Source organism: Nocardia asteroides, assembly GCA_019930625.1.
Taxonomy (GTDB): domain Bacteria; phylum Actinomycetota; class Actinomycetes; order Mycobacteriales; family Mycobacteriaceae; genus Nocardia; species Nocardia sputi.
The window spans coordinates 7,073,992-7,093,553 of sequence record CP082844.1; the positions used below are offsets into that span (position 1 = coordinate 7,073,992).

Below are 19,562 nucleotides of genomic sequence, written 5' to 3' on the forward strand. Positions count from 1 at the left end.
TCAGCTGGGACATCCGGCCCGTGCGCCGGTCGGCGTGCCGGGCCGGCGCCGACGGCCGCTCCGGCCGGGGCAATCGGACGCGCGCACCGAGCGTGATCGCGCTCGAGAGATGATGGTGCGTGTGAGTGACGACCGGCCGCCCGAGGACATCCCAGCGCACACCTCCGATCCGACGACCTCGTCGGCCCCGCCGCAGCGCCTGCGCACGCTGCTCGTCCTCGCCGCCGTCGTGCTCGGCCTGGATCTGCTCACCAAGACCATCGCGGTCGCGAATCTGACGCCGGGCGATCCGGTGTCGATCGTCGGTGACTTCGCGCGCCTGAGCCTGGTGCGTAATCCGGGCGCGGCGTTCTCCATGGCCACCGGTATGACCTGGTTGCTGACGCTGGTCGCCGCCGCCGTCGTCGTCGGCGTCGTGCGCATCGGCCGCACCCTGCGCTCACTGGCGTGGACGATCGGACTGGGCATGGTGCTCGGCGGGGCGCTCGGCAATCTGATGGACCGGCTGTTCCGCGCCCCCGGCCCGCTGCAAGGCCACGTGGTGGATTTCGTGGCGGTCGGCTGGTGGCCGGTGTTCAACGTCGCGGACTCGGCCATCGTCTGCGGGGCGATCCTGCTGGTGGTGCTCACCGTGTTCGGCTACGAACCGAACGGCACCCGGGTCGGCCACGGCAAGCCCGACAGCGCGAGCGAGGGCAGCGCGGCATGAGGGAGACCAGGACCATGCCCGTCCCCGACGGGCTCGACGGCATGCGCGTCGACGCGGGCTTGGCCCGGCTGCTCGGCCTGTCGCGCACCGCGGTGGCCGCGCTCGCCGAGGAGGGCTCGGTACAACTCGACGGCATCGCCGCGGGCAAGTCCGACCGGCTCACTGCGGGGGCCTGGCTCGAGGTGATCTTCCCCGAGCCGAAACGCGAGCTGACCATTGAGGCCGAACCGGTCGAGGGCATGAAGATCCTCTACGCCGACGACGACATCGTCGCGGTCGACAAGCCGGTCGGCGTGGCCGCGCACACCGGTGTCGGCTGGAGCGGGCCGACCGTCGTGGGCGGGCTCGCCGCGGCGGGATACCGCATCTCCACCTCTGGCGCCCACGAGCGGCAGGGCATCGTGCACCGCCTCGATGTCGGCACCTCCGGTGTCATGGTGGTCGCGCAGTCCGAGCACGCGTACACCGTGCTCAAGCGCGCGTTCAAGCAGCGCACCGTCGACAAGCGGTATCACGCTCTGGTGCAGGGGCATCCGGACCCGAGCAGCGGCACCATCGATGCCCCGATCGGCCGGGCCAGGGGCAACGACTGGAAGTTCGCCGTCACCGCGGACGGGCGACCGAGCATCACCCACTACGACACCGTCGAGGCGTTCCAATCGGCGAGCCTGCTGGACATCCACCTGGAGACCGGCCGCACCCATCAGATCCGGGTGCACTTCTCCGCGATCCGGCACCCCTGCTGCGGCGATCTGACCTACGGCGCGGACCCGCGCCTCGCCGAGCGGCTCAGGCTGCAACGACAGTGGCTGCATGCCCGGTCGCTGGGCTTCCAGCATCCGGCCGACGGCCGCTACCTGGAGATCACCAGCGAGTACCCGGACGACCTGAAACACGCCCTGGACGTCCTGCGCGATGCCTGATCGCCGGCTGTCGCCGTGGCGTGGGGCCGCCCTCGCCGCGGCGGCGGTCGCGCTGATCGCGCTGGTCTTCGCACTCGGCGCGCTGCGTCCGCCGTACCGCGCCGCGGTGTCCACCGACCGGCTCGGGCCCGACCAGGGCGAGCAGGTCGCGGATTATCTCGCCCGTTCCCGTGATTCGTTGCACGCGGGCGGCGAGGGACAGCACTGGGCGTTGGTGTCGTTCACCGAACCCGCGCTTCCCGAGCAGATTCCCGCCTACAGCGGCGGTATGCGCGTCTCTCGAGTGCTCTACCGGGTACCTGTTCCACGCGTGCAAACGCCGCTGGTGACCGTACCCGTACCGGAAGGCGTTGACGCGGCGGTGGATTCGGCCCACTACGCGGCTTGGTTGCTCCCCCGCCCCATGGACGACCGCTCCGCCCGCGTGATCGCCTTCTCGGCCGCGCGACTGCGGGAGGGCTGCGCCTGCGTCGTCGGGCTCGTCGTCCGTGGAACCTCGGCGCGATTGCGGGAACTGGCCGGCCAGAACGGCGTTCGCGCCGTCCAGGCCCTGCCCGAGGACGCAGTGGCGGGGAGCTTCGCGGTGGCCCCGCTGCTGCCCCACTACCGCGACGTCGTCCTGCCCGGCCCCGACGACGGACCCGTCCCCCCACCGTGAGCGGTCCGGCGCGCCGGGCATCTCAGTCCGGCAGGGTGACCACTCCGTCGAGATAGCGGCGGCATCGCCCGAACAGCACCACGCGGTCGCCCGCCAGTTCGCAGCGCAAACTTCCGCCGCGGCGCGAGAGCTGCCTGGCGTGCAACTCCGTGCGGCCGAGCCGCTCGCTCCACAACGGAACCAGTTGAGCGTGCGCCGAACCGGTCACCGGATCCTCCAGGACCCCCACCGCCGGAGCGAAGAAACGGGAGACGAAATCCACCGACTCACCGGGTGCGGTGACGATCGCGCCGCGCGGCAGCGCGGGGAACGCCGACAGCACGGGCGCGGCATCGCGCACTTCCTGCTCGGTCGCCACGACGATCACCTCGTCGGTGCCGGAATACGCGCGCACCGGACGCACTCCCAGCGCCGCGACGAGCGCTGGATCGGGCTGTACCGGAATGCTCGGCACGACCGGCAGATCGAGGACGAACTCGTCGTCGTCGGTGCGGTCGACGTGCAACCAGCCGCTGAGCGTGTAGAAGCTCACCCGATCCTCGCCGGGATGGATGTCGGCCAGGATCTGCGCGGCGCTGGCCAGGGTGGCGTGCCCGCACAGGGTGACCTCCGTCCTCGGCGTGAACCACCGGAGATGGAAAGCGGGCCACTCGCCCGGCGGCGCGCCCGCCTCCGGAGGTAAGCGCGAGGTGTAGAACGCCGTCTCGGCGAGGTTGTTCTCCTCGGCCAGCTGTTGCAGCAACGCATCCGGCAGCCACGACGGGAGCGGCATCACCGCGGCCGGGTTGCCCGAGAACGGTGCGTCGGCGAACGCGTCGATCTGGTGCAGCAGTACCTCCATAGTCTCCAGAAGGTACTCCAACTCTGAATGGCCGCTTCGCACAAGGCTTCTCGTGGCGCGGCTAGTCAGGCGTCCAGTCTGTCAGGCGGCGCCGCCGGGTGAGCTGGGCAGCAGTTGCCGCTTGTCGCCGAGCAGCACCGCGCTCACCCACCAGGCTGCCTCGACCAGCACAATGCCGACCAGGCCGCAGATCACCGCCGCACCGGTGAGCGCGGCGTCGGAGGGATCGAGTTTGAAGAACTCGCGGGTGAACGGAACGGTGAACAGGACGACGTACGCGCCCACCGACACCGCGATCAGCACCACCTTCCACCAGACATACGGCCGCGCGACGATGGCCAGCACCCACACCGCGATCATGATCAGCGTGATGAGCGCGGTGGTGCCCGCCTGGACCTTCTGCTGCTCGGTGGCCTGCGGCCCGGCGTAGGCGATCAGGTACGCAACGAAGGTGGCCACGCCGATCACGACGCCCGACGGGATGGCCAAACGCATGACACGCCCGACGAAGCCGGTGCGGGCACGCTCGTTGTTGGGCGCGAGCGAGAGGATGAACGCCGGAATGCCGATGGTGAACCAGGCCGCGATCGTGACGTGGCGCGGCAGGAACGGATAGCCGATGGGCTCATAGCCGAAGATCTGCGAGCCGACTCCGGCGACCCCGATCAAGAAGGCCAGCAGCACGGAATAGACGGTCTTGGTGAGAAACAGATTGGAAACGCGCTCGATGTTGCCGATGACCCGCCGCCCCTCGCCGACCACATAGGGCAGCGTGGCGAACTTGTTGTCCAGCAGGACGATCTGCGCCACCGCCCTGGTCGCGGGGCTGCCCGAGCCCATGGCCACGCCGATGTCCGAATCCTTCAGCGCCAGAACGTCGTTGACTCCGTCGCCGGTCATCGCCACGGTGTGCCCGCGCGACTGCAGGGCGGACACCATCGCGCGCTTCTGATCGGGACGGACCCGGCCGAAGGTGGTGTTGTGGTCGAGCGCGTCGGCCAGGCCGTCGCGGTCCTGCGGTAGCTCCCGCGCGTCGATCGGGTGGCCGCCGCCCGGCAGGTCGAGCGAGGAGGCCACCGCGCCGACCGACACGGCGTTGTCGCCGGAGATGACCTTGATCTCGACATCCTGGCTCGCGAAGTATTCGAGCGTGGCGCGGGCGTCGGGCCGGATCTTCTGCTCCAGCACGACCAGGGCGGCCGGCCGCACGAGGCCGGGGGCGTCGGGTGCGTCCACCGGACGGTCGCTACGAGCCAGCAGCAGCACGCGCAGGCCGGAAGCGCCGAGTTCCTCGGCGACCCGCGCCTCCGCGGAGTCCGGGGTGAGCAGCACATCCGGCGCGCCGAGCAGCCAGTCGCCGTGCTCGCCGTAGGAGCAGCCGCTCCACTTCTTGGCCGAGGAGAACGGCGCCACGGCGGTGCGCTGCCAGCCGGGACCGTCCGGCAGCCCCTCGGCGATCGCCTGCACGCTCGCGTTCGGCCGCGGATCGTCGGCCGCGAGCGCGGCCAGCACGGCGCGGACCTCGCCGTCGTCGAAGGCCTCCGACGTCTTGATGTCCGACAGCCGCATGCCGATCTCGGTCAGCGTGCCGGTCTTGTCCGCGCACACCACGTCGACCCTGGCCAGCCCCTCGATCGCAGGCAGTTCCTGGACCAGGCACTTGCGCCGGCCCAGCCGCACCACGCCGACCGCGAACGCGATGGACGTCATCAGCACCAGCCCCTCCGGCACCATCGGCACCAGCGCGGCCACCATGCCGGTGACCGCGGGACGCCACGACTCCTTGCTGGAGACCAGCTGGTTGTAGACGCTCAGCAGGCCCGCGGGAACGAGCAGGTAGGTGATGAACTTCAGGATCTTGTCGATACCGCTGCGCAGCTCGGAGTGCACCAGGGTGAACTTGCTCGCCTCCTCCGCCAACCGCGCGGCGTAGGCGTCCCGACCGACCTTGGTGGCGCGGTAGGCGCCGGACCCGGACACCACGTAGCTGCCCGACATCACCGTCGCGCCGACCGGCTTGTCGATCGGGTCCGCCTCGCCGGTGAGCAACGACTCGTCCACCTCGAGCTGTTCGGACTCCTGGATCGTGCCGTCCACGACGATCTGGTCGCCGGGACCGAGCTCGATGAGGTCGTCGAGCACCACCTCGCGCGGCGCGATCTCGACCGACGTGCCGTCGCGGCGGACGGTCGGCTTGGCCTGGCCGACGATCGCGAGCTGGTCCAGGGTGCGTTTCGCGCGGATCTCCTGGATGATGCCGACCGCGCTGTTGGCGACGATCAGCAGGCCGAATATGCCGTCGATGATCGAGCCGGTGGCCAGCACCAGGACGAACAGGACACCGAGGAGGGCGTTGATCCGGGTGAAGACGTTGGCGCGCACGATGTCACGGACCGATCGGCCCGCGCGATCCGGGACATCGTTGGTCAAACCGTCGCGGCGGCGTTGCTCGACCTCGGCCACTGTGAGCCCGGTGGCGCCCGAGGCCTGCACGGTAATCGACATGACCGCAAGGCTACGTGACAACTACTTTCGTCTTCGTGCGGCGAAGCAGGTCCATCCCCGGTGTGACGTTCGGCACGAGCGCGTTCTTCTTGTGGGGACTTTTCCCCGCCTTCTTCGGTTTGCTGGCGTTCGCCAGCCCCGGCGAGGTGCTGGCGCAGCGGATCGTCTGGACGCTGGTCGTGGTGGTCGCGGTGCTCGCGGTGAGCGGGCGGCTGCGCGAGCTGCGCGGCATCGACGCACGCGTCTGGCGGCTGGCGGGCGTCGCCTCCGCCGCGATCGCGGTCAACTGGGGTGTGTACGTCTACGGCGTCACCTCTGGTCACGTCGTGGAGTGCGCGCTCGGGTACTTCATCAACCCTTTGGTCACCGTCGCGTTCGGCGTGGTGATCTTTCGTGAGCGGCTGAGCAGGGCGCAGTGGGCCGCCCTGACGCTCGGCGCGACCGCGGTGGCCGTGCTCACCGTGGACTACGGCAGACCGCCGATCATCGCACTGGCACTGGCCTGTTCCTTCGCCACCTATGGCCTGGTGAAGAAGGTCATCCCGCTGGACGCGCTGCGCGGCATCGCCGCCGAGGGCATCGTCGCCGCGCCGTTCGCGCTGGCGTTCGCGATCGCCTTGGTGATCACCGGGCACAGCCGATTCACCACCGGCGCCGGGCATACCGCGCTGATGGTGGCCACCGGACCGGTGACCCTCGTGCCGCTGTTGCTGTTCGCCGTCGCCGCCCAGCGGGTTCCGCTGTCCACCATGGGCCTGCTGCAATATCTCACCCCCGCCCTGCAGATGGCCTGGGGCGTCGCCGTCGCGCACGAGCCGATGCCCGCCTCCCGCTGGGCCGGTTTCGCCCTGATCTGGGCCGCGCTGGCGATCTTCACCACCGACGCGCTGCTCCGCGCGCGGCGCGGGCGACGCACACCGCGCCATGTCACCACCGAGCCCGGCCCGCACCCGGACGAGACGCGATCCGCGCCGTGAGAAGAGGCCCTGCTACAGACGTAGCAGTCATGCTACGCTTGTAGCATGACTGCGCTACCCGCTCGCGACTTGCGAAATCACACCGCCGAGGTATTGCGCCGCGTCGAGGCAGGCGAGGAGATCGAGATCCTCAAGGACAATCGGCCCGTCGCGAAGATCATCCCGTTACCTCGGCGTCGACAGTGGGTGCCCGCCCCGGAAATCCTTCGCGAACTGGTTCGCCTCGGCCCGGACACCACAGGCCTGCACCAGGATCTCCGTGAGACGCTGACCGATACGACGGACGACTTGCCGTGGTGAAGGCCGAACGCGCACTCGCGGACACCTCGATATTCATAGGTCTCGAGGCAGAGCGTTTCGACCCGGCACGATTCGACGGATACGAGTGGGGTGTTTCGGTCATCACCCTCGGCGAACTACGTCTCGGTGTGCTGCGGGCCGCGAGCCCGGACGTATCGGCCCGCAGGCTGGCGACCTACCAGCTCGCGAAACAGTTCCAGCCACTGGAACTGGACGAGGCCGTCTCGGAGCACTGGGCGCTGCTGGTCGCGCGTCTGCGAGCCGCCGGGCGCAAGGTGCCGATCAACGACAGTTGGATCGCGGCGACCGCGCTGGCACACGATATTCCGATTGTGACCCAGGATGGCGATTACGACGCGATGCCCGACCTGAAGGTGCTGAAGTTGTAGCAGGTTACGAAGCGCGGCGCACCGGCCACGCAGACCGTATCGACGCCGAGCGAACGTTGCCGCGCCGGGGGATCCGGGGGAAAGAAGGCAGGCCGGTCGCCGGGGCGAACCCCGGCGACCGGTCCGTTCGATCGTGCGGACTAAGCGCAGGCCGCCGACTGCTGGCCGAGGTTGGTCAGCATGGTGCAGGCCCACGCCTTCTGGATCTTCCACTTGCCGTTGTCGGCGACGAACGGCACGTCGACGATGTTCTCCTGGCCGTTCAGGATGAACTTGGCCTTCGCGTTCACGCTGTCGCCGAACGAGGTGACGTCGGTGACCTCGATCTTCACGTCGGCGCCCGCCGCGGCCTGGGACAGGCGGTCCGGCAGCGTCGGATCGGCTTCGGCGCCCTGGACGTTGTCCAGCTTCTCGGAGGCGGGGACCGACGGGTCGAGCGCGCGGGCGAGGGCGGTGTTCAGCTCCGCGGGGGTCGGGACCGGAGGCAGGTTCGCGCTCGCGGTCGCCGACGCCTTGGCGCTGGTCGACGTCTTCGCGGCAGGCTTGCTGTCCTTGTCGTCGCCGCAGGCGGTCAGGCCAAGCGCGGCGACGATGGCCAGCCCGGCGATCGCTGTGCGTCCAGTCTTACGAAGCTTCAACTGCTCGTCCTTTGCGTTCGAGAGGTCCGTGTCTGTTCCACCATGGCAGCCGCCACCCGAACCGGCGGCGCTGCACGAGGTCCCAGGCTACCGGCACCGGGCGGCGCCGCCCGGGTCCACACGGGACCGACGAAGGTGGTCGGCAGCGAACGTACGCGCCCGACCGGGGGATGTCGAGCGTCGGCCGGGTCCGTCAGCGCAGACTGTCCAGCGGATCGGCCCGGGTGAGCGCGGCATCGTCGGCGGCGAAGGTGCGCGCGGGACCCGGACCGGTGGAACGGGTTTCGAAGCGGACGGTCACGACGCCGAGCCCCGCGCCCTGCACCCAGCCGTGGCCGTGCTCGGGGTGCGTCACGTCCATGCCGGGATGCCAGACGGCGACGGGCAAGGTGGGCGCGGCGGTATGCGCTGCCTCGCCGATCGCGGGTGGGGGTGCCGGCTCGGGCTGCGGTTCCGCCACGGCGATTTCGGCGGCGGGGCCGCGATCGAGCTCGGGGAACAGCGACTCCTGACGTACCGTGGACAGCCCCCCGTAGCCGACCCCGACGAGGCGGATCGGACCCAGTTCCCGCGGGTCGAGCGCCGAACGCTGGGCGGCGGCGGCGAGGGTGGCCAGGTCCTCGGTGGCGTAGGGCAGGGTGAAGGAGCGGGTGACGATGCTCATATCGGACTTCTTCAGTTTGAGCACCACCGTGCGCGCCGCGCGGCCGTCCCGGGTCAGGCGCCGGTGCGCCGCGGCGGCCATGTCCTCGATGGCCGGACGAAGCTGCTCGAGGCTGACGATGTCGGTCTCGTAGGTGGTCTCGGCGCTGATCTGCTTCGCCTCGGTGCGTTCGGCCACCGGACGGTCATCGATGCCACGCGCCAGCCGGTGCAGCGCCGCGCCCACGCTGCCGCCGAGAATCGACATCGCCTCCGATTCCGGCAAGGCGGCGAAGGCGCCCACGGTCTCGATGCCCAGCGAACGCAATCTGCTCTCCGCGACCGGACCGATGCCCCACAACTTGCGCACCGGCAGACCAGCGAGCAGATGCTGTTGCTCGACCGGCGAGATCACCCGGATCCCATCGGGTTTGGCCAGACCGGAAGCAATCTTCGCGAGCTGTTTCCCGGTGCCCGCCCCGACCGAGGCGGTCAACCCGGTCCGTTCGCGCACCACCGCGCGCAATTCCGCACAGAACGCGTGCACCTGGGCCACCGTCGCGCCCGCCAACTCGGCGGGCTCGCCGAACGCCTCGTCGAACGACAACGTCTCCAGCACCGGTATCCGGCTGCGCAGCGCGTCGAAGACCTGTCCGCTCACCACGCCGTAGACCGCCCCGCGCGGCGGCACCACCACCGCGGTGACGCCGACCAACCGGCGCGCCTGGTGCATCGGCATCGCCGACCGCGCGCCGAACACCCGCGCCTCGTAGCTGGCTCCGGCAACGACGCCGCGCCCTCCGGTCCCACCGACCAGCACCGGCCTGCCGCGCAAGGTCGGCCGGGTCAGCTGCTCGACCGAGGCGAAGAACGCGTCCATGTCGATGTGCAGCACCCAACGCCGGGCGGCGCTGTCCGCGTCGGCGAGCTCCGGAGGATGCTCCGGACTCACCGGGCTTTCGCCGGGTGTTGTCCCGGACCGGGTCGCCGGCGCGGCCGCGCGCTCCACACTCGGCTTCTCGGTACGCACGGCTGCAATGTACGCCCGCCCACCGACACCTGGAGGCAGCGGTGACGCTGTGCGATGGCTGTGCGCTAGCTGCCGGTTGCCTGCCGGTCTCGGTACCGGCTCCGGATGGCCGCCGTTCCGCCGTGGTGGCCTTGATCTGCCCTTTTCCACCGTCGAACGATGTACTGAAGAGTCTCGAATAACCCGCCGACCTACCGCCGGGACGCCACCTGACTCGCGGTCCGATATGTGATGATCGGACCCATGAATATCCGCAAGGCCGTCATCCCGGCCGCTGGTATCGGCTCTCGCCTGCTTCCGCTGACCAAGGCCATCCCCAAGGAGATGCTGCCGGTCGGCGACAAGCCGGTGATCGAGCACACCGTCCGCGAGCTGGTCGCTTCGGGCATCACCGACATCACCATCGTGGTCAGCGGCGGAAAATCATTGATCCAGGATCACTTCCGCCCCAACCCGGCGCTGGTGGCCCAATTGCGCGCGGACGGCAAGACCGCCTTCGCCGACGCGGTCGAGGAGGTCGGCGAGCTGTCCCGGCTCGGCCACATCACCTACCTCGACCAGCACGGGCCCTACGGCAACGGCACCCCGGTGCTCAACGCCGCGCGCAATCTCGGCGACGAGCCGATGCTGGTGCTGTGGCCGGACGACGTATTCGTCGCCGAGGTGCCGCGCGCCCAGCAACTCATCGACGCCTATGAGGCCACCGGAGCCCCCGTCCTCGCACTGATGCCGATGGACCCGTCCGAGTCGCAGCGCTACGGCGTGCCGGTGGTCGCCGACGACCACGGCAACGGCCTGCTGCGCATCACCGGGCTGCGGGAGAAGCCTAAGCCGAAGGACGCGCCGTCGTCCTTCGCCGCGATCGGCGGCTACGTCGTCACCCCCGGCATCATCGAGGAACTGCGCACGCAGACCGAGGCGTGGTACGAGCACCGCACCGGCGAGGTGTATCTCACCGATGCGATCAACGTGCACGCGGCGAACAACCCGGTCTTCGGGCAGGTGATCCGCGGCCGGTGGTACGACACCGGCAACCCGGCCGACTACTTGGTGGCGCAATTCGCCTCGGCGCTGGCGCATGCGCAGTACGGACCGTTGCTGCGCACCCTCGCCGACGGCCTCGACAACTGATCAGCCCGCACCGCAGCCGACAGCGCTGAGCCGCTGTGCCCAGCCGGCCACGGCACTCGGCACATGACGCCGCCGAACAACCTGCACCCGGCCCAGGGTCGGCGCCGACGGGCGATATCGCGGCCCCGACCACACCTGTTGGTCGGGGCCGTTTTCTCCCAGCAGAAGCAGAAGCCGCGATTCGTGACGCAGGTCCTCGATCGGTGCTCAGAAGCGCCGGATGGCGTAGATGTCGAATTGTTCCAGCGGGGTGTAGCCGACCGGCACACCCCAGTCGTAGGCGTTGAGCACCTGGCCCAAACCGGCGTAGATGCCGACATGGGAGCCGTCACTGTTCAGCACGACGATGTCCCCGGGGGAAAGGGAGGCCCGCGGGACCGGCGTGCCCGCCTTCGCCTGCTGCCAGGTGGTCCGCGGAATGCTCACGCCGACCTGTCGGTACGCCCACTGCACCAAGCCCGAGCAGTCCCAGCTGGAGGGGCCGGTCCCGCCCCATTCGTAGGGCTTGCCGATCTGGGTAGTCGCCGCGGCCAGTGCGCCGAGGCCGAACACACTGGGCACCGGCAGGGCGGCCGAGCCGCTGGCGCTGCCGGAGTCGCCACTGCCCGAGGCCGAACCGGACGACGCGCTGCCCGGCCCGCTGCCGGAAGCGCTGCCCGTATCGGCCCAGGCAGGTCCGACGGGCGAGAGGATTGCGATGATCGATAGCGAGAATCCGAGTGCGATGCGGTGCAACGATTTTCTCGGCACGTACTCGCCCCTTCCATGGGCGCGGTTGACTGGCCACCGATCGGCAGCCTGGCTAATACATGGCATCAGCAGCGGTCACCGATGCGGGACCGCGGCCACCCGCGCCGGACGTGTTTCCGGCACGGCCGAATTCCAAGTAAGACAACCCAGAAAGAGAGACTGCCGCCCCCAGCGATCATCTGGGCAACAGCAGCGACATCGCAGATTGTGCCTGGGTTTTCGGCGAATTGTCGGGAATCAGCTAATTCCCAGCATGTGATCTACATCACTTGAGTGCACGCCGCCGAAGTGCCCGCCACGTGCTCGCACTGTGCGGTCTGATGCCGCACCGTCGACCCGGCTCCTGCGCGGTGCGACTGGACGACGAACGTTGCGCCATTCCCGGCGCAGCCTGCGCGGATCACCGAAGCCGGTGTCCGGCTGCGACAGCCGCCACGAGGACCGCGCGAAACGAGAGCCGGGGCGAGACCTTTCGGTCCCGCCCCGGCTCTCCGGTATCCGCCGCTCAGGCCTTGGTGATCCGCGCGCGCACGCCACCCACCAGCTCGGCGGCCGCCGGACCCGCGTCGCCGAAACTCAGCGTGGTGGCGAGGATCTCGCCCGCGATCAGGTCACGGTGGGCCTGGGCCCAGGCGGCCCGGTCCGCGGGGACGTCCAGGACCACGGTGATGCGGTCGGAAACGTCCAGCCCGGAGGACTTCCTGGTCTCCTGGAGGTCACGGATGAGGTCGCGCGCCCAGCCCTCGGCTTCCAGTTCCTCGGTGACCACCGAGTTCAGCACCACCAGGCCCGCGTTCGCGGGCAGCGCGGCGGTCGACTCGGGCTCGGCGGCGACCAGGCGCTGGGTGTACTCCTCGGGCAGCAGGGCGATTCCGGCCGCTCGGACGGTGCCGTCCGCGTCCTCGGACCACTCCCCGGCCTTCACCGCCTTGATCACCGTCTGCACGTCCTTGCCGAGGCGCGGACCCGCGGCGCGGGCGTTGACCACCAGCTCGAACCGGCCGTGCGCGTCCACGTCGGTGGTCAGGTCCACCTTCTTGACGTTGACCTCGTCGGCGACGATGTCGGCGAACGGCGCCAGCCGCTCGGCGTCGGCCGCGGCGATGGTGACCTCCGCCAGCGGCAGCCGCACCCGCAGGTTCTGCGCCTTCCGCAGGCTCAGCACCGTCGAGCACACCACGCGCACCTCGTCCATGGCGGCGACCAACTCCGGGTCGTCCGGCAGCTCCCCCTCCTTCGGCCAGTCGGCCAGGTGCACCGACTCGCCGCCGGTCAGCCCGCGCCAGATCACCTCGGTGATCAGCGGCAGCAACGGCGCCGCCAGCCGGGTGACCACCTCGAGCACCGTGTGCAGGGTGTCCACCGCGTCGCGGTCCTCACTCCAGAACCGCGACCGCGACCGCCGCACATACCAGTTGGTCAGCGCGTCGGCGAACGAGCGCAGTTCCTCGCAGGCGCCCGCGATGTCGTAGACCTCCAGCGCCTCGGTGATGACGTCCCTGGTCCGCGCGAGCTTCGCCAGGATGTAGCGGTCGAGCACGTGCGGCGAGTCGGTCCGCCACACACCCGGCTTCGAGGCGTACAGCTGCAAGAAGGTCCACGCGTTCCACAGCGGCCGCAGCGCGTGACTCACACCCTCGCGGATGCCGCGCTCGGTGACGATGAGATTGCCGCCGCGCAGGATCGGCGAACTCATCAGGAACCAGCGCATCGCGTCCGAGCCGTCCCGGTCGAACACTTCGTTGACGTCCGGGTAGTTGCCCTTGGACTTGCTCATCTTCAGGCCGTCGTCGCCGAGCACGATGCCGTGCGCGGCCACGGTCTTGAACGCCGGGGCATCGAACAGCGCCGTCGCCAGCACGTGCAGCGTGTAGAACCAGCCGCGGGTCTGCCCGTTGTACTCGACGATGAAATCGCCCGGGAAATGGCTGTCGAACCACTCCTTGTTCTCGAACGGGTAGTGCACCTGGGCATACGGCATCGAGCCGGACTCGAACCAGCAGTCCAGCACTTCGGGCACCCGGCGCATGGTCGACCCGCCGGTCGGGTCGTCGGGATTCGGCCGGGTCAGCTCATCGATCATCGGGCGGTGCAGATCGGCAGGGCGCACGCCGAAGTCGCGCTCGAGCTCGTCCAGCGAGCCGTACACGTCCACGCGCGGATAGGCCGGATCGTCGGACACCCACACCGGGATCGGGCTGCCCCAATAGCGGTTGCGGCTGATGTTCCAGTCGCGCGCGCCCTCGAGCCACTTGCCGAACTGGCCGTCGCGGATGTGCTCGGGCACCCAGGTGATCTGCTTGTTCAGCTCGACCATCCGCTCGCGGAACTTCGTGACCGCGACGAACCAGGACGGCACGGCCATGTAGATCAGCGGCTGCCCGGAGCGCCAGCTGTGCGGGTACGAGTGCTCGATGGTCTCGTGCCGCAACAACTTTCCCGCGGCCTTGAGGTCCTTGATGATCACCGGGTTGGCGTCGAACACCATCAGACCCTCGTACGGCGGGACCATCGAGGTGAACTTGCCGCCCGCATCCAGCGGCTGCACCAGCTCGATGCCGTGGGCCGTGGCGACCTCCATGTCCTCCTCACCGAAGGCGGGCGCGAGATGCACGATGCCGGTGCCGGAGTCGGTGGTCACATAATCGGCGGTGAGCACGCGGTGGGCGTTGGGGTGGCCCAGGAAGAAGTCGAACGGCGGGGCGTAGGAGACCTCGGCCAGCGCGGCGCCGTCGAACTCGCCGAGCACCTGCGCGTCCTCGCCGAACTCCCGCGCATAGTGCGAGACCCGTTCGGCCGCGAGCACATAGCGCTTGCCGTCGGCCGCGCGCAGGTGCACATAGCGGACGTCGGGGTGAACGGCGATCGCCAGGTTGGACGGCAGTGTCCACGGTGTCGTGGTCCAGATCAGCGCGTTGGCGCCGTCGAGTTCGTGCAGCGGGTGTTCCGCGGGCACGCGCAGCGCCATATCGACGGTGACCGCCGGATCCTGACGCATCTTGTACGCGTCGTCGAGGCGGGTTTCCTGATTCGACAGCGGCGTCTGCTCGTACCAGCTGTAGGGCAGCACCCGGAAACCCTGATAGATCAGCCCTTTGTCGTACAGCGACTTGAACGCCCACATCACCGACTCCATGAAGTCGGTATCCAGCGTCTTGTAGTCGTTGTCGAAGTCGACCCAGCGGGCCTGGCGGGTCACGTAGTCGCGCCATTCTCCGGTGTATCGCAGCACCGATGTTTTGCAGGCCGCGTTGAATTCCGCGAGGCCCATCGCATCGATCTGTGATTTGTCCGTTATACCCAGCTGCTTTTCGGCTTCGATTTCCGCGGGCAACCCGTGGCAGTCCCATCCGAATCGCCGATCGACCCGCTTGCCGCGCATGGTCTGGAAACGCGGAACGAGATCCTTGACGTATCCGGTGAGCAAATGTCCGTAATGCGGCAGACCGTTGGCAAAGGGCGGCCCGTCATAGAAGACGAATTCCGCTGCGCCGGAACGGTTTTCGATGCTGGCGCGGAAGGTGTCGGCGGCCGCCCACGCGTCGAGCACGCGGCGCTCCATCTCGGGGAACGACGCCCCGTTGCCGACGCTCAGGTCGACGCGCGGGTATGCGCTGTTGCTGGAAGTGTGGTCCGCCATGGCGGATGCGTCTCCTCGTGCCGTGTTCGTTGGCACGGGGACGATGACGGCGCCCGGTGCGCCGAAACCGCGGTACCACCCCGCTTGTCCGGCGTGACGAACACCGGACCTCTCATTCACGAGCTGTGACGGGCTCACCCGTTCGGTTCTACTGAGCGGCCGCCCCGCAGGCCGTGCCGCCGTTCTTCCGAAGGCTCCCCGGTGATAGCCGGATCGACGCCGTATTCATGTTTGATTCTAGCCGCAGCGGTCAACTCAGTTTGTAAGGCAGGTCGGCGCCGGGCCGGTGCGGCCGCCTTCATCGTTTGGCATGACGACCAGGAGGCGGCGGGGAATCACCATCCGGACTCCGTATGGACAAGGCACTCACCAGCAAGAGCATCGCACCGACGACACACACCACGATGCAGCCCCACGCCCAGATCACCGAGCCGGTGGTGAGCGCGGCCACGAGCAGGGCGAAGCCGATCGCGGCAAGGACGAGTGTCAAGACGAGCATGGTGACCCCCAAGGCATGCCGGGCGGCTCGACAGTTCCTCTAACGGTATGCGAACTGCTGTGCTGGGGCGCCGCGCGCTACTTGCCGCCCTTGGCGAAAGAGGCCGGCGCGAGGTTGTTGGCCGTGTTGGCGTCCGCGAAGGCTTCGCCACCGTCGACCGGCACCGCCGAGCCACGGTTCTCCAACTCCTCGAGCTGCGACTCCAGGTACGACTTCAACCGCACGCGGTACTCGCGCTCGAAGGTCTTGAGCTGCTCGATCCGGCTCTCCAGCACGCTGCGCTGCTGAGTGATGGTCGCCATGATCTCGGTGTGCTTGCGCTCGGCGTCGGCCTGCAGCGCGTCGGCCTTCTCCTTGGCCTGGCGCAGCTGGTTGTCCGAGCGGGTCTGCGCGTCCGACAGCATCGCGTCCGACTTCTGGCGGGCGTCGGCGATCATGGCCTCCGACCGCGTCCTGGCGTCTCCGACCAGTCGCTCGGAATTCGCCCGGGCATTCGACAGCAAGCTCTCCGCCTCGGCCTTGGCGTCGCTGGTCAGCCGATCCGCCATCTCCTGGGCGAGGCTGAGCACCTTGGCGGCCTGCAGGTTCGCGTCCGCGCCGGGAGCGTCCTTGGCCACCGGAGCGGCGGGCATCGGAGCGGGCGGCGCGGCGGGAACCGGCGGCTTGATCGGTTCCGGCTGGGGCGGCGGGACCTGCTGAATCGGCGCCTTCACGGTGTTCGCCATCGCCGGACCGCGGTTCTTCTTGGCATCGGCCAGTTCCGCGTCGAGTTCGGCGACCCGCTGGCGCAGATCGGCGTTCTCCTCGATCAGACGCGAGAGCTCCTGCTCCACGAGATCCAGGAACGCGTCGACTTCATCCTCGTTGTAGCCGCGCTTCCCGATCGGCGGTTTGCTGAACGCGACGTTGTGCACATCGGCTGGGGTCAGCGGCATGGAAGGATCCCTTCACGCGTCTTTTGGAGATCTAGCAGATCTAGCAAGCTGTCTACACGGCCCATTCTGTCACACCGGAGCTACCGGTTGCCCGAGCCTGCCCACGATCGACATCAGGATGAAGACGATGAAAAGCAGGACCATTATCGACAGATCCAGGCGAATTCCGCCCAGTGACACGGGGGGTATCAACCGCCGCAGCAGTTTCACCGGAGGGTCGGTGATCGTGAAGATCACCTCCAGGACGACGACCACGACACCGGTAGGACGCCAGTCTCGGGCAAAGCTACGGATGAACTCGACGATCACCCGGCTGATCAGCAACAGCCAGAAGATGAACAGTACGAAGTACAGCACCGCGAACAAGGCCACGACTTCACTCTGCCGTAAAAATCGCGTCGCGCAAAATGCCCGCGCCGCACAACCTGCATCCGGTCTGCTCCACCCCCCAGATCACGACCTTATTTCTGGTTGTAGAAGCCGGTTTCCGCGATGCGCCTGCGTTCTTCCGCTGATACGTCGACGTCCGCCGGTGAGAGCAGGAACACTTTCGTCGCCACCTTGTCGAACGACCCGCGCAGCGCGAAGGCCAGGCCCGCGGCGAAGTCGACCAGCCGCTTGGCGTCGGCGTTGCTCAGATCCACCAGGTCCATGATCACCGGATTGCCCTCGCGGAAACGTTCGCCGATGATGCGAGCCTCGCTGTAGTCGCGCGGGCGCAGCGTCGTGATCTTGGACAAGGGGCCTCCGTCCTCGAAGATCCCGGGCCGCCGCACCGGGGCGGGCTCGGGACGCACGCGCTCCTCCAGCCTGCGCTCTTCCGCGTCGGGGTCGACGGCGAGCGCGCCACGGGTGGCGCCACGCAGCGTCGGCGCGCTCCCACCTGCCCGGAACCGACCCGACGGGGCGGAGTCGATCCGGGTGGGACGGCGGGGCGCGTCGTAGCGGTCGTCGCCGTAGGGCTCGTCGGCGTAGTCGTCGCGCCGCGACACCGAGTAACCCGCCTTGTACGGCGACTTGTAGGCAGGCTCGGGGTAGTCGACGTCGTCGAAACGGCCTGCGCCGTACCGGTCTTCGCCGTAGCGATCGACGTAGCCGTCGCGGTCGGAGTAGTCACGGGGCCGGGGCCGGCGAGCACCTCGCTCGTCCACGCCTCGGGGGGCGCGATCGTCGACGTAGTCGTCTTCGTAATCCTCGAGCGGAACCATGCCGAAGTACGCCTTGAACTTGTGCAGCGTGCTCATTGGTCGACCTTCCTTCGGCCCCGGTGGCGGCCGGGTGTTGAAGTCTTGCTCAGCCCTCTTCAGTTCCCAGCATATGTGTCGAATGTGACTGATGAGGTTTCTTTGCTAGCCCGAGGTTATCGGTCGTATACCCATCAAGGCGGTACCGACACGCACAACCGTCGAACCGTGTTCGATCGCGGATTCGAGATCACCCGACATTCCCGCCGAAAGCTCCGTAGCGTCCGGATGATCGGCGAGCAACAGCGTGTGCAACATCGCAAGTCGCGCAAATGCGGCATCAGACTCCGCCCCCAAGGGCGGAATGGCCATCAGACCCGACAAACGTAATCCCGGAGCTTCCGCAATCCGTCCGGCGAGGGCGGGGAGATCGCCCGCCGCAACGCCCCCTCGGGTGGGGTCGTCATCCAGGCTCACCTGCAGCAACACGCGGACCGGTTCGGTACGATCCCCCGCCTCCAACGCGGCTGTCGCACCCGCGTCAAGAGCGGTTGCCAGCCGTTCGCTGTCTACCGAGTGAACGGTGTGCGCCCAGCGGGCGACAGCGCGTGCTTTGTTCCGCTGCAACCGCCCGATCATGTGCCAGCGGATGCCGGAGAGGTCTTCGTCACGCAGGGCCGCCACCTTGGCGGCGGCCTCCTGCTCCCGCGACTCGCCGAACTCGCGCCTGCCGATCCGATGCAGAATCGCCACATCCGAGGCGGGGAAGAATTTCGTCACCGGCAGCAGCCGCACCGACTCCGGCGACCGGCCCGCCGCGTGACATGCCGCATCGATGCGGGCGAGCAGACCCGCCAGGTTGTCCGACAGCTCGGCGGTCCGCGCCGCGAGCGCCTCGTCCACCGCGGTCTCCGCCTCGGCGCTCATGCCCGCACCCCGCCGGCGCCCGGCATCGCGCGGACGGCGCTTCGCGCGCTCATGCGGAAGCCTCCATCCAGATCACGCTGCCGATCCGGCCGGTCGGCGCGCCGCGACGATGGCTGAACAGGGTCTGATCCTCGATGGTGCAGCGCGGGTCGACCGCGATCGCGGCGACGCCGGCCTCGGTGAGCTGCCGGGAGATGCCCGCTCGCAGGTCCAGGCCAGGGGTGCCGCGGACGGTGGTGGTCGCGCTGCCGGGCAGATGCGCCTCCACGTCGTCGCGCATCGCGGCCGGAACCTCGTACCGGCGACCGGACGCGGCGGGCCCGAGCAAGGCCCCGACCCGCTCCAGGCGTGCGCCGACCGACACCATCGCCTCCAGCACACGCGGCACGATGCCGATGCGTGCGCCGACCCGCCCGGCGTGCACGGCGGCGATCACGCCCGCCGTGTCGTCGGATAGGAGGATGGGCACGCAGTCGGCGCTGAGCGCGACCAGCGCGAGCCCGGGCACGGTGGTGACGAGGGCGTCGGTGACGGGGACCGGCTCGGCGCGCGGGCCGTCGACGATCTCCACGTTGCGGCCGTGGATCTGTTCCATCCAGACCATGCGCTCGGGCGTCAGGCCGATTCCCTCGGCCAGCCGATCGCGGTTGCGCCGCACCGCCGCCGGATCGTCGCCGACGTGGTCGCCGAGATTGAACGAGTCGTAGGGCGGCGCCGAGAAGCCTCCGGACCTGGTCGTGGTGACCCGTCGGACAGTGATGGTCGGCGCGATAGTCATGGCCCCGAGCCTAGTGGCGCTCGGCGAAGGCCGTCGAAATCCCCAGGTAGAGGCCGGATTTTCACCCGGCCGATCGCGCTCGGCCGCTTCGCGCGCCTGCGCTCCC

General features: G+C 68.9%; 19 protein-coding genes. 7 read left to right on the plus strand and 12 right to left on the minus strand.

Annotated features, from left to right (window positions below; translation table 11 throughout):
* The first annotated feature begins 109 nt into the window (after nucleotides 1-109).
* From lspA to K8O92_32005, 3 genes are read left to right on the plus strand one after another with little or no spacing between them, the layout of a single operon-like run.
* Complete coding sequence (lspA, locus tag K8O92_31995; GenBank protein ID UAK32263.1) at nucleotides 110-709, plus strand: signal peptidase II; 600 nt, start codon at nucleotides 110-112, stop codon at nucleotides 707-709.
* A complete protein-coding gene (locus tag K8O92_32000) occupies nucleotides 706-1,632 on the plus strand; it encodes an RluA family pseudouridine synthase (GenBank protein UAK32264.1) in 927 nt (308 codons plus the stop codon). Before lspA ends, K8O92_32000 begins: the two co-directional genes overlap by 4 nt.
* On the plus strand, nucleotides 1,625-2,290 hold the full coding sequence (locus K8O92_32005; GenBank protein UAK32265.1) for a hypothetical protein: 666 nt from the start codon (nucleotides 1,625-1,627) through the stop codon (nucleotides 2,288-2,290). Before K8O92_32000 ends, K8O92_32005 begins: the two co-directional genes overlap by 8 nt.
* A gap of 22 nt (nucleotides 2,291-2,312) precedes the next feature.
* On the opposite strand, the gene K8O92_32010 is transcribed toward K8O92_32005, so the two are convergent.
* Both K8O92_32010 and K8O92_32015 read right to left on the minus strand, forming a co-directional pair.
* Nucleotides 2,313-3,131, minus strand: coding sequence for a PhzF family phenazine biosynthesis protein (locus tag K8O92_32010; GenBank protein ID UAK32266.1), 819 nt, complete (start codon nucleotides 3,129-3,131; stop codon nucleotides 2,313-2,315).
* Nucleotides 3,132-3,212: 81 nt separating this feature from the next.
* Entirely contained in the window at nucleotides 3,213-5,636 is a 2,424-nt protein-coding gene (locus K8O92_32015) for an HAD-IC family P-type ATPase (protein ID UAK32267.1), read from the minus strand.
* A gap of 35 nt (nucleotides 5,637-5,671) precedes the next feature.
* Here K8O92_32015 and rarD point away from each other — a divergent pair, with 35 nt between their 5' ends.
* From rarD to K8O92_32030, 3 genes are read left to right on the plus strand one after another with little or no spacing between them, the layout of a single operon-like run.
* Entirely contained in the window at nucleotides 5,672-6,613 is a 942-nt protein-coding gene (rarD, locus tag K8O92_32020; GenBank protein UAK32268.1) for an EamA family transporter RarD, read from the plus strand.
* A 45-nt stretch (nucleotides 6,614-6,658) separates the two neighbouring features.
* A complete protein-coding gene (locus K8O92_32025) occupies nucleotides 6,659-6,913 on the plus strand; it encodes a type II toxin-antitoxin system Phd/YefM family antitoxin (GenBank protein UAK32269.1) in 255 nt (84 codons plus the stop codon).
* Nucleotides 6,910-7,302, plus strand: a complete 393-nt coding sequence (locus tag K8O92_32030; GenBank protein ID UAK36070.1) for a type II toxin-antitoxin system VapC family toxin — start codon at nucleotides 6,910-6,912, stop codon at nucleotides 7,300-7,302. Before K8O92_32025 ends, K8O92_32030 begins: the two co-directional genes overlap by 4 nt.
* Before the next feature lie 140 nt (nucleotides 7,303-7,442).
* Here the strand turns inward: K8O92_32030 and K8O92_32035 are convergent, their stop codons facing one another.
* Both K8O92_32035 and K8O92_32040 read right to left on the minus strand, forming a co-directional pair.
* On the minus strand, nucleotides 7,443-7,940 hold the full coding sequence (locus K8O92_32035) for a hypothetical protein (GenBank protein UAK32270.1): 498 nt from the start codon (nucleotides 7,938-7,940) through the stop codon (nucleotides 7,443-7,445).
* Nucleotides 7,941-8,133: 193 nt separating this feature from the next.
* Nucleotides 8,134-9,477, minus strand: a complete 1,344-nt coding sequence (locus K8O92_32040; protein UAK36071.1) for a DNA polymerase IV — start codon at nucleotides 9,475-9,477, stop codon at nucleotides 8,134-8,136.
* Between the two features lie 378 nt (nucleotides 9,478-9,855).
* Between K8O92_32040 and K8O92_32045 the strand changes: the two genes are divergently transcribed.
* Nucleotides 9,856-10,743 carry a UTP--glucose-1-phosphate uridylyltransferase gene (locus K8O92_32045; GenBank protein UAK32271.1) on the plus strand — a complete coding sequence of 296 codons (888 nt, stop codon included), beginning with the start codon at nucleotides 9,856-9,858 and terminating at the stop codon, nucleotides 10,741-10,743.
* 207 nt (nucleotides 10,744-10,950) lie between these two features.
* Here the strand turns inward: K8O92_32045 and K8O92_32050 are convergent, their stop codons facing one another.
* The 8 genes from K8O92_32050 to pgeF all read right to left on the minus strand — a co-directional run bounded on the left by K8O92_32050 (nucleotide 10,951) and on the right by pgeF (nucleotide 19,456).
* Complete coding sequence (locus tag K8O92_32050; protein UAK32272.1) at nucleotides 10,951-11,559, minus strand: C40 family peptidase; 609 nt, start codon at nucleotides 11,557-11,559, stop codon at nucleotides 10,951-10,953.
* 439 nt (nucleotides 11,560-11,998) lie between these two features.
* On the minus strand, nucleotides 11,999-15,133 hold the full coding sequence (gene ileS, locus K8O92_32055; GenBank protein ID UAK32273.1) for an isoleucine--tRNA ligase: 3,135 nt from the start codon (nucleotides 15,131-15,133) through the stop codon (nucleotides 11,999-12,001).
* 298 nt (nucleotides 15,134-15,431) lie between these two features.
* Nucleotides 15,432-15,632, minus strand: coding sequence for a hypothetical protein (locus K8O92_32060; protein UAK32274.1), 201 nt, complete (start codon nucleotides 15,630-15,632; stop codon nucleotides 15,432-15,434).
* Nucleotides 15,633-15,709: 77 nt separating this feature from the next.
* Complete coding sequence (locus K8O92_32065; GenBank protein ID UAK32275.1) at nucleotides 15,710-16,567, minus strand: DivIVA domain-containing protein; 858 nt, start codon at nucleotides 16,565-16,567, stop codon at nucleotides 15,710-15,712.
* A gap of 69 nt (nucleotides 16,568-16,636) precedes the next feature.
* The gene (locus tag K8O92_32070; protein ID UAK32276.1) at nucleotides 16,637-16,939 is read right to left on the minus strand and encodes a YggT family protein; all 303 of its coding nucleotides are present in this window, start codon (nucleotides 16,937-16,939) and stop codon (nucleotides 16,637-16,639) included.
* An 89-nt stretch (nucleotides 16,940-17,028) separates the two neighbouring features.
* On the minus strand, nucleotides 17,029-17,811 hold the full coding sequence (locus K8O92_32075; GenBank protein UAK32277.1) for a cell division protein SepF: 783 nt from the start codon (nucleotides 17,809-17,811) through the stop codon (nucleotides 17,029-17,031).
* 105 nt (nucleotides 17,812-17,916) lie between these two features.
* On the minus strand, nucleotides 17,917-18,678 hold the full coding sequence (locus tag K8O92_32080) for a YggS family pyridoxal phosphate-dependent enzyme (protein ID UAK32278.1): 762 nt from the start codon (nucleotides 18,676-18,678) through the stop codon (nucleotides 17,917-17,919).
* Nucleotides 18,679-18,727: 49 nt separating this feature from the next.
* Nucleotides 18,728-19,456 carry a peptidoglycan editing factor PgeF gene (pgeF, locus tag K8O92_32085; GenBank protein UAK32279.1) on the minus strand — a complete coding sequence of 243 codons (729 nt, stop codon included), beginning with the start codon at nucleotides 19,454-19,456 and terminating at the stop codon, nucleotides 18,728-18,730.
* Nucleotides 19,457-19,562 lie beyond the last annotated feature (106 nt).